Genomic DNA, 10772 nt, shown 5'->3' on the forward strand with positions numbered 1-10772 from the left:
TTCTTGACGACCATAGAGCGTTGGAACCACCTGACCCCATCCCGAACTCAGCAGTGAAACGACGCATCGCCGATGGTAGTGTGGAGCTTCTCCATGTGAGAGTAGGTCATCGTCAAGATTCAATTCCGAAACCCCTATCTGCAAATGCAGGTAGGGGTTTTGTCTTTAAGTAGAAGTACCAAGAATTTCGCTGGGTCTGTCTCGACGACGGATCAGCACACAGAATTTCTTGACGACCATAGAGCGTTGGAACCACCTGATCCCATCCCGAACTCAGTAGTGAAACGACGCATCGCCGATGGTAGTGTGGAGCTTCTCCATGTGAGAGTAGGTCATCGTCAAGATTCAATTCCAGAACCCCTGTCTGCAACGCAGACAGGGGTTTTGTCTTTCTGGGCTTCAGCTCAGCAGATTGCGCACATTGTTCATGGCGTCATCGGCGAACGTCTGCAGAAACGCCTGGAATCCGGGTAGCCCCTCCGGGCCGCCTTCATAGGGTTCGGCCTGGATGGTCCAGACCGCTCGACTGCGGCCTTCACCCAGACTCTTCACCTCCATGGCTGCCCACAGATTGCCGATGTTCAGGCTGGTGTGAATCAGGCTCCAGGTCATGTTCATCGCCTTGTCGTCCCGCGAGTTCAACTGTTCGATGACGAAGTTGTTGTCCTTGAAGAACTTCTTGCGAATCGAACGAACACCGCTGCCGGTCATCTCGATGTGGCTCAGCGCCGGAATGAACACCGCGAAGCCGGCGAAATTGCCGACGATGTTCCAGACGCTGGCGGCCTCCGCGGCGATGTCGATCTGAGAGACGACCAGGCAACCTTGCGGATTGCGGATCAGGGTATCGGGTTTCAGTACTTGCATGATGTAGCTCCTCTGGGTGGTGAATCAGATGAAGCGGATTTCCCGCAGGTAATGGCAGCCGCGCTCCAGTAGCGCCGGGCTTTTCTCGGGATAGTCTTCGCCCATGCGCTGTACGCCTTCCCGCGCATTGGCGTGCTCGATGAGGGCGGTGTCGCCGATGTCTTCCTCGAAGCCGTCGAGGTAGAAACCGAGAACCTCGAACAGCGCGTTGTCGCGATCGACCCGCTGCAGCGCGTGCTGCCATTGCGCGACGCTGACCAGCTCGAATGCCCGGCCATCCTTGCGGAACGCCTCGACATAGCCCTTCCAGCGCAACGGCTGTGGGTTATGCAGGTTGAACACCGCTTGCGCGGGGTGGTGTCGGCTGGCGTGAAAGGCGATGAAGCGGGCGAGGAAGTCCACCGGCATCAGGTCGAACTCCAGGTCCAGGGCCGGTACCTGCCCGAGTTGCAGTGAGCCCTTGAGCATCAGCATCAGACGATTCTTGTGAGGCTGTGAGACCCCGTTGCGGCTGTCGAAGGTGATGTTCCCGGGTCTGAACAGATTGACCCGCACCCCCTGTTCCCGTGCCCGTTGCAGGATGCGCTCGCCGACCCACTTGCTGAGGTTGTAGCCGTTGCGGATGTAGAGCGGCGGTGTTGCCGCCGGCGGTTGCTCGAGCACCCGGCCTTGCCCGTCCCTGGCGCTGCAGGCGGAGAGCGTCGAGACGAAGTTGAAGATCTTCTTGCTGCGTCCCTCGCACAGGCGCAGGCACTCGAACAGCGGTTCCACGTTGTCCGCGGCCAGCGCCGGATAATCCAGCACGTGATTGACCTGCGCCGCGTTATGCACGAGTGAGCCAAAGCGACGATCGAGGTCTTCGTACTCGGTGTCGCTCAGCCCGAACCTGGGCAGGCGCAGATCGGCTTCGAGGACCCGGACACGACGCCAGTCCAGATCGCCGATACGGTTGTCGCTCACCGCTCGGGCAAACCGCTCGGCGGCGCTGACGCCCTCTCCACGCCGCACCAGGCAAGCCACTTCGCTCGCCCCCCAGGCCAGCAGTGCCTCGACGATATGCACGCCGAGAAAACTGTTGGCCCCGGTGACGATCACCCGGTGCACATCGCCCAGCCGTTCCAGCGGCAGCACACGTAGCTCCAGTGCCCGGTCCGCGTCGGCCAGTGCCTGGGGATGCAGCACCCCGACCGTGGTGGCGTCCCCGCTGAGAAGGGCGGACAGACGCTGCAGGGTTGGCATCTCGATAAAGCGGTTGATGGAAATACCGCGACCAAAGCCGTCACGCAGTGCCAGCAACAGCCGCGACAGCAGAATCGAGTGCCCACCCAGATTGAAGAAACTGTCGTCGGTGGAAATATCTTCCGCAGGCAGCTCCAGCAGTTCGCTCCACAGCGTCAGCAAGCGTTCTTCCAGGGCATTGGCCGGCACCAGTCGCTGCCGGGCCCCGGCCAGGGTAACCGGCAGGCTGAGCAAGGCGCGCCGGTCGACCTTGCCGTTGGCCGTGCAGGGCATCTGCGGCAGTTCCTGATAGAACAGGGGGCGCATGTAGTCGGGCAGGTTCTGCTCGGCATGGGCGCGGAGCCGCTCGAGGGCCCCGGTCTGTCGTGGCTGGGCGAGAAAGCAGAGCACTCGGCGTTGTTCGTCGATCACCACGACGACCTGGGCGAACAACCGGCTGGCGCGCAGACAGTGCTCAATTTCTTCCGGTTCGACGCGGAAGCCGCGGATCTTCACCTGATTGTCGCGCCGGCCACAGATCTCGATGCCGTCGGCGGTCCATTGGCCCAGGTCGCCGCTACGGTACAGGCGCAGGCACTCGCCATCCGGCAACGCGAGCGAGATGAAGCGCTCGCGGCTCAGCTCCGGATTGTTCAGGTAACCCAGGCCGACGCCGGGACCACCGATGTATAGCTCGCCGACACTGCGCTCCGGCACCGGTTGCAGCGCCTCGTCGAGGAGAAACACCCGGGCATTGCTGATGGGCGTACCCAGGTTGCGGGCGTTGTCTGCGCTGGCGAATACCCGCGTGGTAGCCAGTACGGTGGTTTCGGTCGGCCCGTAGATATTGTGGAAGCGACAGCGGCCAGCCAGGCGCTCGATCACTTCCGGTTCGCAGACATCGCCACCGGTGACCAGGTGCTCGAGGCAGGTGCCCTCCAGCGTCAGCAGGCTGAGCAGGGCCGGTGGCAGAAAGGCATGGCTGACTTCCTGTTCGCGGATAAGGGTTTCCAGGCGCGCCGGATCGCGGCGTTGCTCCTCATCCGGAACCACCAGTTCCGCCCCGGCAACCCAGGTCGGCAGGATATCCAGCAGCGAGGCGTCGAAGTTGATCGTGGAAAACTGCAGTACGCGGCTTTGCGCGGTCAGTTGCACATGGCTGCTGTACCAGGCCTGGAAATGACTGAGGTTGCGCTGGCTGAGCAACACGCCCTTGGGCTGGCCGGTGGTACCCGAGGTGTAGATCGCGACGCAGGGCTCATCTGCGCCGGGAAGCCGGCGTAGCAGCCTCGTCGAGGGCGCCGCGGCGGGTTCGGGAAGCTGGCCCAGGTCCACATCGGGAATCGACCTGTCCCATTCGCGGATCTGTCCGTCATGAATCAGCAGCGCTGCCCCGGCGTTTTTCAGAATGAACGCCAGGCGTTCGGACGGCGTGGACGGATCCAGCGGCAGGTACACCGCGCCGCAGCCCAGCACTGCCAGCAGACTCGCATAGAGCGCCAGGGACTTCGGCAGGCACACAGCCACCAATGGCCTGTCCGAGGGCAGCAGGGGCAGCAGTTGCGTCTGAATTGCCACGGCCTGCGCTTGCAGTTGCGCGTAGCTGATCCGGCGTCCTTGGATGTTCAGCGCCGGCAGTCGCGCGTGCCGCGCCAGGCTCTGCTCCAGGCGTTCGATCAGCGCTGATTCGCTGGCCTGCAGCAAGCCGCGTTGCGCCTCGCGGTTGAAGCGATGCAACCAGGCCAGTCGTTCCAGCCAGGGCAGGGGATGTTCATGGGCCTGACGCATCGGCCCGAGGGTCTCGCACTCGCGAAAATACTCGGGATTGCGGGAGAAACGGCTGACATGCAAAGCCACGCGCTCCCGCAGAGCACTCAGCGCGGTCATACGCAGTTGTTGGCCGTTACCCGATGCCTCCTGCTCCAGCGCCTGTCGGTCGATCAGCCTCTGCGCCCGTGCGCTGCCGGCCCAGTACAGCAACTCCAGTTCGGGCAGGTCGGCGACCGGCGTGTCGCCGCTACCCACCCGCAGGCTGAGGACGATCCCGGCACCCAGGTCCGGCAGATCGATGCTGCCGTCCTCGATCACCAGGTGCGGACGGGTCAGGGGACCAGTACTCAGGTCGGGAGCGACCGTCGCGTGATGCAGCGTATGGCCATGTTGCTCCAGTTCTTCGGACAGCTGGCCGAGCGCCGGGCTGTTTCCTGCCAGCAGGATATCCAGGCGTCTCATGGCGCAGTCCTCGATGGGGGCAGGTAGTCGCTCAGCGCCTCTTGTACGCAGGGCGTGTCGAGCAACGAGCTGTTACGGAAGAAGCGCAGGATGTTGCCCAGCAAGGGGTGGCGAGGCCCGATCGGCCAGTCCATCCCGACCGCCTCCGCGCGCAGCGCCGCCGTGACCGCGGGAGGCACGTCCAGGGCGTCGATCAGTTGCAGGTCGAAGGCTTGCTGAATCTCGCTGGTCAGGTAGTGGCGCAGGAACACCGGCAGGATCCCGGCAATGCACTGCCGGTCCTGGGCGGATGCCTGGCTCCAGTAGATGCGGGTCAGCCGTGCCCAGAAGGTCGAGTGACGCCCTTCGTCGAGCAGGTGGTCGGCCATCAATCCCTTGATCGAGGCCTTCACGCTGTCATCACGGGCGAACGCGGCGACATCGTTGGTCAGGGTGTTCTCGGCGATGCCCACGCAGATCAGTTCCAGCGCGTCACGCAGGTGCTCCGGGGCCAGGTCCAGGGCGGCGGGAATGGCCCGGCTAAGCTCGATTTCCCGTGGCAGCACCAGCGGTTGGAGGCCTGTGAGCGCGACGGTCTGCTGCATGAAATCCATGGCCACCAGGGCGTGATAGTCCTCGTCGACCACCACGGTCATGGCGTCGTAGCGGCAGGCGAAAGGAAAGCGCACGGCGAAGCGGTCCTTGGCGATCGCGCGGGCGGTGCGGTCAACGATCTCGGTCTCGAAGATCACCACGTCGTTGATGAACTTGTAGAGGCTCTGGACCAGGACGAAATCGCACAGGTGCGGGCATTCGCGCTGGAACGTGGCGGTGAGCACCAGCGACTGGCGGCTCAGCGGGAAGATCAGCCGCTGGTCGTCTTCCACCAGGCGTCTTGGCCGGGTGCGGATGGTTGCCCGGCCCTCCCAGGCCTCGGCGAAGGATTGATAGTCGAGATCGTTCATACGTTGGCCTCGGCAATTTCCTGGTGCATGGACACCCGCAGGCGATCCCAGAACGCCAAGCGGCTCTCCACCGCGGCGATGGCGGCTTCGTACACCTCGCGTTGGCGCTGTGGATCGTCGTCGACCAGACGCGCCAGCAGTTGTCCGGCCGCGGGGCCATGATCTTCGGCGTCCACTTCGATATGCCGCTGCAGGTAGTAGCGGAAGGTCGGTGCCTGGCTGCCGGTGATGCCCCAGTCATCGAGAATGCGCTGGAACATGGTCGGGATGACGCTCTCGCGACCGTGCAGGAAGGCCGCCGCGACTGCATGGGCCGGGGCATTGAGGGCGACGTCCAGGGTCTGCTCGACGAAATGTCGCGCCGCCTCGCTGGCCCCGGCGCTGGCGAGGGCGGCGCGATGGTGCAGGCCGCCGCGTTGCAGGGCGACGAAACGTTCGATACTGGCCGTGCAGGCGCCGACTTCGCGCATGGCGTCCAGATACAGCTCGAAGTGGCTGTAGTGATCGTGGTCGAGGCGGTCGTCCGACTCCTCGCCGAGCACGATCTCGTTGATCAGGCGAGCGGCCTTGGGGTCTGTCGGCGGTAGCCAGGGGAGCTGGATACAGGTCAGTTCCTGCTGCAGGCGCTTGGTCAGGGACATGAAATCCCAGACGGCGTAGACATGGGTTTCCATGAAGCGGCGCAATACCGGGAGCGAATCGATTTCGGCAAAGATGGGATGTTTCGCCAGTTCGCTTTTCTTTTCATGCAACAAGGCGTGGAGAGTGTTCATTGCAAGTTCCTTTGCTGTTCGAGTGGTTGCAGAAGTTCATGCCGGTACAACAGGTGTTAGTTGCCGAAACTTTATTTCGGGCGAATGCCGGCCTTCGAGCAAATAACAGCGGATGCTTTGTCATCAGGCTCTCGGGGGAAGTGTCCGCAGTGCTGGTTATCTCGCGGCTGGCGAAATAGCTGCCGGCGTTTTGAAGCTAAGGCAACTTAAAAGTTATCTGCAAGTGGTTTTGTGGATATATTTGTGTGGGTATTTTCTCTGACATGTGTCGAGTCGATAAAACAAGTTGAAGTTGTTTTATTTGAATGAAGTTGCCCGCTTCGGTTATTTGCAACCAAAGTAATCGTTTCATGAGTGAATGCCTCACCCCGGGCACTTTCCAATGGGCAAGTCGATGTTCTGAAATATCGGGGGCGGTTGATCGCTGGCGGCCCTCGCCCGGTGCGCGGCTCCTTCTGCTGGTGGCGGATTGGCAAGTGAGGGGCGTTGCCGCAGCCGACCAACCGGTCACTTGCTGCCGTTAGAGTGCGCAGAAAACGCCATGGCTGTCATGGCTCGACGATGGCCGCGAGGGGCGAGGAGGGCGGTAGAGAGGCGGGCCTGCCATGGCGGCAGGCCGATGGCGGGCGCGGAGGGTTACTTGTCCTTGCGGCTCAGGTAGTCGCGGATGGTCCGCATGGCGTTGTTCAGGTGGCGGTGCAGGACGGCCACGGCCTGTTCGATGTCCTTGTCGTTGGCGGCGTCGGTCAGGCCGTTGTGATCGTCCTGGGTCAGCTTGCCCAGGCCCATGGAGGACAGGTGAAAGCGCAGGAAGCGCTCTTCCTGCAGCAGTTCGTTGTCGATCAGGCGCAGCAGCTTGGCATTGTTCGCCTTGCTGTACAGGGTCATGTGGAACAGCCGGTTGAGCCGGCCGATCTCGGAGTGGCGGGTTTCGTTTTCCAGCTGGTGGATATAGCTGCGGGCCAGGGCGATGTCGTCGGGGCCGAGCAGCGGAATGGACTGGCGCAGGGCCTCGGTTTCCAGCATGACCCGCAGCTCGTAGGTATCGACCGCGTCCTCGCCGATCAGCGGCGCCACCACCGCGCCCTTGTGCGGTACCACCTCGAGCAGCGATTGCGCCTCCAGCTGGCGCAACGCTTCGCGAACCGGCATGCGACTGACCCCGAACAGCGTTGCCAGCTCCTGCTGTCGCAGGGCCATGCCCGGCGCCAGGCGGCCATCCAGGATGGCACTGCGCAAACGCTCTTCGATCACGCTTCGCGCCAGGTGCGCGGGCACCTGTTCGTCACCCAGGATGCTGCTGAGGAGTTTGGTTTTTCCGGCCACGCTAATGTTGTCCTGCAATTCGGCGCTCGATTGGATCCAATCAAGCTAGTGAGGGAGTCGATCCTTGTCAAACCGGCCGGGACATCGGTGGCGGAACCGTTTCGCCCCACGCCATGAGGCGCCTGCCGCTGAATGCGGTGCTAATCGTGAATGAACTTTAGATCGAAGGAAAGCGTCGTGATGAAGGGAGCGTCAACCGATTGTCGGGCATCAGGGCGCAGTGATATCGCGGTGATTGTCCTGTGCCATTGTTTTTTCACGGGGCTGGCTGCACCATCGGCGTTTCCAGTGACTTCGCGGACGGTTCGCCTTGGCGATACCTTGGACTCTTCATCTGCTCCTGCGCCGGGCGTCGCTGGCCTTGCTGCTCGGCCTGGCGCTGCTGGGCGGGTTGCGTGCCGACTGGGACTTCTCCCAGATCAGCCGCAAGGCCGCGGCCCTGTATGGCCCGCTGGGTGCCGGTCAGCAGCGCATCGATGCCTGGCAGCAATTGCTGGCGACGCAGAAGCAGCTCGGCGAGGCCGAGCGCTTGCAGGTGGTCAACCAGTTCTTCAACCGCCAGCTGCGCTATGAAGAGGACATCGACCTGTGGCACGAAGTCGACTACTGGGCCACGCCGATCCAGTCGCTGATCAAGGGTGCCGGGGACTGCGAGGACTACGCCATCGCCAAGTACTTCAGCCTGCGTCGCCTCGGCATTCCCGCCGACAAATTGCGCATCACCTACGTCAAGGCGCTGCGCCAGAACCGCGCGCACATGGTCCTGACCTACTATTCAAGTCCTGACGCCATGCCCCTGGTCCTCGACAGCCTGATCGACGCGATCAAGCCGGCCAGCCAACGCACCGACCTGTTGCCGGTCTACGCCTTCAATGGCGAGGGCCTGTGGCTGACCGGCGCGGCGGGCAACAAGAAAGTGGGCGATACCAAGCGCTTGTCGCGCTGGCAGGATCTGTTAAAGAAAATGCAGGCGGAAGGATTCCCTGCCGAGCCGGTTTACTGAGGAGCTCCGATGTCACTGTTCAAACAATTGTTGCTCGCCATCTGCCTGTTTCTGGTGGTCGCTTTCAGTGGCAGTTTCATGGTCAGCCTGGAAAGTTCGCGCAGCCAGTACGTCAACCAGCTGCGTTCCCACGCCCAGGACGCCGCCACGGCGCTGGCGCTGTCGTTGACGCCGAACCTGGACGACCCGGCGATGGTCGAGCTGCTGGTCAGTTCGATCTTCGACAGTGGCTACTACGCCAGCATCCGTGTCGTCGATCTTGGCTCCAACGCTTTGCTGGTCGAGCGTCACGCCGACCCTGATCCGGGGGGCGTGCCGCAATGGTTCATCCAGCTGATCGGCCTGGAGGCGGCCGGCGGTGACGCCATCGTCATGCGCGGTTGGCAGCAGGCGGCACGGGTCGAGGTGGTCAGCCACCCGATGTTCGCCCTCGCCAAGCTGTGGCAGAGCGCCCTCGGCAGCCTCGGCTGGCTGCTGCTGTGCGGTGGACTCAGCGCGGTGGCTGGTGCCCTGTTGCTGCGGCGGCAGTTGAGGCCGCTGGATTACATGGTCGAGCAGTCCCACGCCATCGCCCGTCGCGAGTTCCTCAGCCTGCCGGACCTGCCGCGTACCCCGGAGCTGCGCCGCGTGGTGCAGGCCATGAACCAGATGGTCGAGAAGCTCAAGGCGCTGTACAAGGAGCAGGCCGAGCGCAGCGAGAAGCTGCGGATCGAGTCCTATCAGGACAGCCTCACCGGCCTTGCCAACCGGCGCTATTTCGAGATGCAGCTGAACGCCCGGGTGAGCAATCTGGAGGACGCCCGCGAAGGCTACCTGCTGCTGTTGCGGGTGCAGGACCTGGCCGGTCTGAACCAGCGTCTCGGCGGCCAGCGTACCGACCAGTTGCTGCAGGCGGTGGGTCAGCAGCTGCAGCGTATCTGCTCCGCCTACCCGGAAACCAACAACCTGATCACCCGCAGCCGCGGGGGCGAGTTCGCCGTGCTGGCGCCGGGCCTGACCCATGACGATGCCATTGCCCTGGCCCCGGCCCTGGAACTCGGCCTGCGCGGTATTTCCGATGTCACCCCGTCGGTCTGCATCGGCCTGGCGCCTTTCAGTCCCGGTGACGAGCCGAAGGCCCTGCTGCAACTGGCCGACGAGGCGTTGGCACGGGCGCAGAGCCAGCCGGAGCCGTCCTGGGTGTGCCTGGAGCAGGGTTCTGCGGCCCAGGCCAGCGACACCCACCGGCAGTGGCATAGCCTGCTGGACGAGGCCCTGGACCAGGGCCGCTTCCGCTTGTTCTTCCAGCCGGTGGTGGACTGCAACCAGCTGGACCGCGTACTGCACTACAAGGTGCTCTCGCGGCTGGTCGACGACAATGGCGAGACCATCGCCGCGGGCCGCTTCCTGCCAGCCCTGGAGCGCTTCGGCTGGGCGAGCAGGCTTGACCTGGTGATGCTGGAGAAGGTCCTCAAGCAGATGCACGGGCATGACCAGGCGCTGGCGCTGAACCTGTCGGCGACCACGGTGGTCGATCCGGCGAGCCAGCAGCGCGTGTTCGAGCTGCTGGCCCAGCATGCCGTGCTCGGCCCGCGCCTGACCCTGGAGATCGCCGAGGAGCAACTGCCGGAACAGGTCGTGCTGGAACAGTTGACCCGACGCCTGCGCGTCCTCGGCTTCAGCCTGAGCCTGCAGCACTTCGGCGGTCGCTTCAGCATGATCGGCAACCTCGCCCACCTGGGGCTGGCCTACCTGAAGATCGACGGCAGCTACATCCGCGCCATCGATCAGGAGCAGCACAAGCGCCTGTTCATCGAGGCGGTGCAGCGTGCGGCGCACAGCATCGACCTGCCGCTGATCGCCGAGCGCGTGGAAACCGAAGGGGAGCTGCAGGTGCTGCGCGAGATGGGCATCCAGGGCGTGCAGGGCCGGCTGGTAGGCGAGCCGGCACCCTGGGCGTGAACCCGGCCTCGTTGGCGAGGCCGACAGGGTTCAGATCAGACCGCCGACCTCTTCGTCGTCGATCAGGTTGTTCAGGCCGCCGAGTGCGGCGCGGGCGGTATTGCGGTTGAGCAGTTTGGCCTGGGCGCCAGGGGGCAGGTCGGTGATGCTGATCACGCCCTTGGTGGTCAGGACGTCGATCAGGTCCTCCAGTACCCGGATCATGTCCAGGTCGCTCTGCTTGAGCTGCTTGAGGCTGTTCTCCACGACATCGTCGGCGAACCACTCCAGCACCTCGGCATGATCGGCCGGGAGAATTTCCGTGGCTTCGGCAAAGGCGGCCGCCTCGACCCGCAGCAGTTGGCCCTCGGCATCGCGTTGCACGTAGAACATGGGGTTTCCTCGAGAGTGTGAATCCATAGTCGCCTTCAGAGAATAGGCCCTGTATCGGAAATGGCTACGCCGCGGCTGCGGTGTGGTGCACGGACT

Annotated in this window: 8 protein-coding genes and 2 rRNA genes; 4 read left to right on the plus strand and 6 right to left on the minus strand. The window is 63.5% G+C overall.

The genetic code is table 11. The annotated features are described in order from the left end of the window. Positions 1–2 precede the first annotated feature (2 nt). Together rrf (RTI28_RS10575) and rrf (RTI28_RS10580) are read left to right on the plus strand one after the other, a co-directional pair. A 5S ribosomal RNA gene (gene rrf / locus RTI28_RS10575) occupies positions 3–118 on the plus strand. 110 nt (positions 119–228) lie between these two features. Further along, positions 229–344 (plus strand): 5S ribosomal RNA (gene rrf, locus RTI28_RS10580). 55 nt (positions 345–399) lie between these two features. On the opposite strand, the gene RTI28_RS10585 is transcribed toward rrf (RTI28_RS10580), so the two are convergent. From RTI28_RS10585 to RTI28_RS10605, 5 genes are all read right to left on the minus strand, one after another. Further along, positions 400–867, minus strand: a complete 468-nt coding sequence (locus RTI28_RS10585) for an SRPBCC family protein (protein ID WP_316920400.1) — start codon at positions 865–867, stop codon at positions 400–402. Positions 868–891: 24 nt separating this feature from the next. Further along, positions 892–4317 carry an amino acid adenylation domain-containing protein gene (locus RTI28_RS10590; RefSeq protein WP_316920401.1) on the minus strand — a complete coding sequence of 1142 codons (3426 nt, stop codon included), beginning with the start codon at positions 4315–4317 and terminating at the stop codon, positions 892–894. Then, a complete protein-coding gene (locus tag RTI28_RS10595; RefSeq protein WP_316920402.1) occupies positions 4314–5261 on the minus strand; it encodes a diiron oxygenase in 948 nt (315 codons plus the stop codon). The genes RTI28_RS10590 and RTI28_RS10595 overlap by 4 nt, the downstream gene beginning before the upstream one ends. Continuing rightward, the gene (locus RTI28_RS10600) at positions 5258–6034 is read right to left on the minus strand and encodes a DUF3050 domain-containing protein (RefSeq protein WP_316920403.1); all 777 of its coding nucleotides are present in this window, start codon (positions 6032–6034) and stop codon (positions 5258–5260) included. Before RTI28_RS10600 ends, RTI28_RS10595 begins: the two co-directional genes overlap by 4 nt. 636 nt (positions 6035–6670) lie before the next feature. Then, positions 6671–7360, minus strand: a complete 690-nt coding sequence (locus RTI28_RS10605) for a GntR family transcriptional regulator (RefSeq protein ID WP_316920404.1) — start codon at positions 7358–7360, stop codon at positions 6671–6673. A gap of 310 nt (positions 7361–7670) precedes the next feature. On the opposite strand from RTI28_RS10605, the gene lapG reads away from it, so the two are divergent. Together lapG and lapD are read left to right on the plus strand one after the other, a co-directional pair. Beyond that, positions 7671–8363, plus strand: a complete 693-nt coding sequence (gene lapG / locus RTI28_RS10610; protein ID WP_316920405.1) for a cysteine protease LapG — start codon at positions 7671–7673, stop codon at positions 8361–8363. A 9-nt stretch (positions 8364–8372) separates the two neighbouring features. Next, entirely contained in the window at positions 8373–10304 is a 1932-nt protein-coding gene (gene lapD, locus RTI28_RS10615) for a cyclic di-GMP receptor LapD (protein WP_316920406.1), read from the plus strand. A 30-nt stretch (positions 10305–10334) separates the two neighbouring features. Here the strand turns inward: lapD and RTI28_RS10620 are convergent, their stop codons facing one another. Beyond that, positions 10335–10676: a tryptophan synthase subunit beta gene (locus tag RTI28_RS10620; protein ID WP_316920407.1), complete on the minus strand. Its 342-nt coding sequence runs from the start codon at positions 10674–10676 to the stop codon at positions 10335–10337. Positions 10677–10772 lie beyond the last annotated feature (96 nt).

The sequence above is a fragment of the Pseudomonas sp. zfem002 genome (genome assembly GCF_032621685.1).
Lineage (GTDB): Bacteria > Pseudomonadota > Gammaproteobacteria > Pseudomonadales > Pseudomonadaceae > Aquipseudomonas > Aquipseudomonas japonica.